Below are 1,357 nucleotides of genomic sequence, written 5' to 3' on the forward strand. Positions count from 1 at the left end.
CGTGCCGAGCGCTCGAAGGCCGCGCGCAGGGCTTCCCGATCCTCGGGTGGGATGGGCGCCAGCATGGCCTCGCCACCGCCGAGCACTTCGGCGGGTTCCATACCGAGCACACGCTGCGGATCGCCGCCAACATAAGTCATCGCGTAGCTGCCGTCCGTACCACGCAGGGCTTCATAGACCACGGCCGGCACATGGGCAGTGACTTCGGCCAGACGCCGTTCCGTGCGCTCGCGACGGCGCGTCTCCCGACGCAGGTTCAGGTAGGCGTAACTGATCGCAATGAGAGAGAACAGCAGGACCGCGACGAAAGGCAGCACGCGCCCGGCCACTTCCCGCCACGTCGGACCGACCACGTAATGCGACGCGAACCAGGTATTGCGGATCTCCTGCTGGCGATGCGTCGGCAGGTTCACCAGCACGCGGTTCACCAGCGGTAGCAACGGTGCCAGTTCGCGACGGACGCCGATCGCGATGGCTTCCGACTCGCCCGTGGGGGCAGCGACTTTCAGCTGACCGAGGAAGTTCTCGCGGATCAGGTAGTCGACCGAGGCGAGGTTGCCGACGAAGGCGTCGCCTTCGCCGGCCGCAAGCCGGCGCAAGCCTTCGGCTTCGGTGTCCACCGGCATGGCCTGAACGCCTGGGATCCGCCCGAGCAGGCGCCGGATCGGCTCGCGCGTCATGTTGGCGATTACGCGCTTGCCCGCGAGGTCGTCRCGGCCGGCAATCGTCGGCGCGCCTTCGCGGGTGACGATCATGATCGGGAAGTCGAGGTAGGGAACGCTGGCTTCGAGGATGGGAAACGTCGCGCTTTGCGGATTGATCGCGGCGACGAGGTCGACTTCGCCCTTCTTCACCCGGTCGACCGTACCCGCCCAGTTTTCGCTGGGCACCTGGGTGATCCGGATGCCCAGCTCCGCGGCGATCTCACGCACGTAGTCGAGGGAAAGACCTTCGGCCTCACCTTGTCCGGTGATCAGGCTGAAAGGCGCGTAGCTCGGGTCGACACCCAACCGCAGCGGTGGCAACGCCGCCAGCCAGGCCTTCTCGCGCTCGCTTAGCGGGATGCCGTCCTGGCGCGGCCGGGGAGCAATATCGCGGCCGACCCAGCGCGCGCGCAGGCGCCCATGATCGGCTGCGGTGAGTTCACCAAGGGCATGGTCGATGGCGTCCCCCAGGGGCGCGCGATCGGCAGGCACAGCGAACGCGAGCGCGCTGATCGGGAGCGCCAGTGGCCCTCCCACACGCAGTTCGTTCTCGAGCCCCAGCCGGGCGACGAACTCGCGTGCCGAGTAGGGGTTATCGATATAGGCGGCGACGGCGCCGGAACGCACCAGCGCAAGTGCCTCCGCGGTTGTGC

The 1,357-nt window shown here is 67.8% G+C and carries 1 protein-coding gene; it reads right to left on the bottom strand.

Annotation, left to right across the window (positions count from 1 at the left end):
- On the bottom strand, nucleotides 1–1,357 hold a 1,357-nt coding region (locus AC1DT2_RS23525), incomplete at both ends, for a transporter substrate-binding domain-containing protein (protein WP_477299096.1).

The organism is Luteibacter sp. P4_E6, from assembly GCF_056401535.1.